The following is a 3,130-nucleotide window of genomic DNA, read 5'->3' as shown; positions in this document are numbered from 1 at the left end:
AGGGACTCACCGAGGGTGAAGACCTGGGTGCGCTCGCAGACGGCCAGAGCCTGCGACTCGCCGCCACTGACGCGGAACGAGATCATCCCGCCGTACCTCTTCATCTGGCGACGCGCGATGTCGTGGCCCGGGTGCTCGATGAGGCCGGGGTAGATGACGGAGTCGACGCGCTTGTCCTCGGCGAGGAACTGCACGACCTTCTCGGCGTTGTCGCAGTGGCGATCCATGCGCACCCCGAGGGTCTTGATGCCGCGCAGGGTGAGGAAGGAGTCGAAGGGCCCCGACACCGCGCCGATGGCGTTCTGGTGGAAGCCGATCTTCTCGGCGAGCTCGTGGTCGCGCACGACGAGGGCGCCACCGACGACGTCGGAGTGCCCGCCGACGTACTTGGTCGTGGAGTGCACGACGACGTCGGCTCCCAACGTGAGGGGCTGCTGGAGGTAGGGCGAGGCGAAGGTGTTGTCGACGACCAGCAGCGCGCCGGCATCGTGGGCGACGGCCGCGAGCGCCTCGATGTCACCGATGTTGAGCAGCGGGTTGGTGGGCGTCTCGAGCCACACCAGCTTGGTCTGCCCGGGGCGGATGGCGGCGCTCACGGCGCCGATGTCGCTGACCGGGGCCGGGGTGTGCTCGACGCCCCAGGCCTGCTCGACCTTGTCGAAGAGACGGAACGTGCCGCCGTAGGCGTCGTCGGGGATGACCACGTGGTCGCCGGGACGGCACACGCTGCGCACCAGGGTGTCCTCGGCGGCGAGACCGGAGGCGAACGCGAAGGCGCGCTCGCCCTGCTCCAGCGCCGCGAGGTTGCCCTCGAGGGCGGTGCGGGTCGGGTTGGCCGAGCGGCTGTACTCGTAGCCGCCTCGCAGCCCGCCGACGCCGTCCTGCTTGTAGGTCGAGGTGGCGTAGATCGGCGGGATCACGGCGCCGGTGGTCGGGTCGGGCTCGTAGCCGGCGTGGATCGCACGCGTCTCGAAACCTGCCTTGTTGATCATGGCCTGGTGGTCCTGCGTGTGGTCGCTCACCCGGCGAGACTACCCACGACCGGCTGCGGTGCGCGTGCTCACGTCACCCCTTCGTAAGACCTCTGCTGGAACGAACCGGCTAGCGTCGTGGTTGTACGGGGTGAACCCCCGCGAACCCTGCGCGGCCCTGATCGGGCCCGACGTGCAACGCCTGAGGAGGCACTCGTGTTCTTCACCCGCAAGTCCGAGCTGATCGAGGCCGACAAGGCCCTCCCCGGCCGCAGCGAGCGACCCTTCCACCTCGCCGACAAGCACGTCGTGCTCGACGCGCCCGTGCTCACCGACACCGCCCCCGACGGCTACGACGTCGCCGTCTTCGGCCTCGGCTGCTTCTGGGGTGCCGAGGAGATCTTCTGGCAGGTGCCCGGCGTCTGGTCGACGTCGGTCGGCTACGCCGGCGGCACCACCCCCAACCCCTCCTACGAGGAGGTCTGCTCGGGGCGCACCAACCACACCGAGGCCGTGCGCGTGGTCTTCGACCCCGCCGTCGTGTCGTTCGCCGACCTGGTCAAGGCGTTCTTCGAGGTCCACGACCCGACCCAGGGCATGCGCCAGGGCAACGACGTCGGCACGCAGTACCGCTCGGCCATCTACTTCACCTCCCCCGAGCAGGAGCAGACCGCGCGCGAGCTGACGAAGGTGTACGGCGACGAGCTCGACCGTCGTGGGTTGGGCGAGATCACGACCGAGATCCGTGAGGTGCCGACGTACTACTACGCCGAGGACCAGCACCAGCAGTACCTGGCAAAGCACGTAAATGGGTACCGGTGCCACGCCAACACCGGCGTGAAGTTCCCCGAGACCAGCTGACCTTCACCGATGGGCCCGCGTCGCTGATGATGGGGCCCATCGTCGTCGTGGTGCAGCCAAGGCCTCCGTGGGGCCTGACACCCACGCACGCGCACGATCGCGGCATGATCGGGCGGATCGCGCCCGCCTGCTCATTGTGTGGGCACGTGCTTGGCGAGGAAGGCGAGTTGATCTGCGACGACGGTGCTGAAGGTGGGTTCGACATAGGGGTCGAAGTGCCCGCAGTCGTAGGTGTGGACCGTCGATCCGTCGATCTTCGCTGCGGCTCTCCTGGCGATCCGGGCGGGTGTGATGGCGTCGCGTTCGGCGATCTGGAAGAGGACCGGGCAGGTGATCTTGTTGGCGATCCGGTGCGGGGAGTAGGTACCGATCTTGAGGATGATGCGGGCGGCGACGTCTTCGCGGAAGTCGCCGGACTCAAGGCCCGAGTCGGCCTTGAGTCGGTCCGCGCCTGGGACGGCATCGGGTGAGGTCATCGCTGCCGTTGAGCCGGGCACCCCAGCGGCCGGGATGTAGATCGGGGTGCGCCCGAGCAACGCTCGCACCTGGTCACGGACTGCGTGGGGTGCGAGCCGGGCTGCGGCAGCGATCCCGGTGGCTCTTGCTGCGGCGGGCCCGCTGACGTGCGGGACCTGGGCGATGACGGCGGCCAGTGGTTCGCCGCGACCCGCGAGGGTCAGGACGTGACCGCCGGCGAACGAGGGTCCCCAGGCCACGACTCGTGCAGGGTCGACGCCGTAGAGGCGGCGGGCGTAGTCGAGGGCTGCGGCCCAGTCCTGGTGCTGCATGGAGATGTCGAGGACCTGACGTGGGGTACCTGCACTGTCGCCGAAGCCGCGGTAGTCGAAGGTGACGACGGTGTAGCCCGCTGCGGCGAAGCGTTCGGCGTAGGCGGGTAGGCGCAGGGCGCGGACGGCACCGAAGCCGTGGGCCATCACGATCACGGGCGTGGTGGCCCCCGTGGTGGAGGTCGGCCGGTACACCGTCGCGGCGCAGGAGACCCCGTGCGAAGGGAAGGAGTCGGTGTGGCTGGTGAAGGGCAGCGGGGCAGCGTCGGTCATCGGAGTCCTTGGTGATTGCGTAGGTGCTGGTGGCTGGCGGGTGGTTGTCAGTGCGCGAACGGGTTGTGGTCGCGACCGAGGCGGTATTGCAGCGAACGGGGGATCGGGCGCATAGCTCCGGCGAGCACCTTGTTGACCGCGCCGGGGACACAGACAGGCTTGCCGGCATTGACCGCGGCCCATGCCTCGCGGACGACGTCATCGGGCTCTTGCCACAGCACCTTCGGCATCGCCGAC

The 3,130-nt window shown here is 69.1% G+C and carries 3 protein-coding genes and 1 pseudogene; 1 reads left to right on the top strand and 3 read right to left on the bottom strand.

The window, feature by feature from the left end:
- On the bottom strand, nt 1-992 hold a 992-nt coding region (locus VOI19_RS17115; RefSeq protein WP_323794160.1), incomplete at its 3' end, for a cystathionine gamma-synthase.
- A 195-nt stretch (nt 993-1,187) separates the two neighbouring features.
- Here VOI19_RS17115 and msrA point away from each other — a divergent pair.
- On the top strand, nt 1,188-1,832 hold the full coding sequence (gene msrA, locus VOI19_RS17110; RefSeq protein WP_323794159.1) for a peptide-methionine (S)-S-oxide reductase MsrA: 645 nt from the start codon (nt 1,188-1,190) through the stop codon (nt 1,830-1,832).
- A gap of 131 nt (nt 1,833-1,963) precedes the next feature.
- On the opposite strand, the gene VOI19_RS17105 is transcribed toward msrA, so the two are convergent.
- Nucleotides 1,964-2,893: an alpha/beta hydrolase gene (locus VOI19_RS17105; protein ID WP_323794158.1), complete on the bottom strand. Its 930-nt coding sequence runs from the start codon at nt 2,891-2,893 to the stop codon at nt 1,964-1,966.
- A 47-nt stretch (nt 2,894-2,940) separates the two neighbouring features.
- A pseudogene (locus tag VOI19_RS17100) lies at nt 2,941-3,130 on the bottom strand (SDR family NAD(P)-dependent oxidoreductase); the annotation flags it as partial.

Source organism: Nocardioides sp. (assembly GCF_034670285.1).
Classification (GTDB): domain Bacteria; phylum Actinomycetota; class Actinomycetes; order Propionibacteriales; family Nocardioidaceae; genus Nocardioides.
This window is presented reverse-complemented; position numbering and strand designations above follow the sequence as displayed.